We start from the raw sequence: 261 nt of genomic DNA on the forward strand, positions 1-261 counted from the left end.
GGGGATGTGTTGTTCAGCCAGCGGTGCAGCAGCATATGGAGAATGTAAAATTGAAAGATCACAAGAATGAAGTAGCCGATGAAGTTTCCTAAAAACACATTTTCTAAAAATTTACCGATCACTGAAACGAATCCGGCTCCTTCTTCCGCCACGCTTTTCATTAAAATGGCATCCACCGCGGCAATAAACAGAAACGGCACGAAAATGACTTTGCCCCTTTTCTTTAAAAAACCCGCTGGAACGCCTTTCGGGTATGACCTG

1 pseudogene is annotated in these 261 nt (G+C 44.1%); it reads right to left on the minus strand.

The features are described from left to right. A pseudogene (locus SB660_RS21605) lies at positions 1-261 on the minus strand (acyltransferase family protein); the annotation flags it as partial.

The sequence above is a fragment of the Bacillus sp. SIMBA_005 genome (assembly GCF_046535585.1).
GTDB lineage: Bacteria > Bacillota > Bacilli > Bacillales > Bacillaceae > Bacillus > Bacillus pumilus.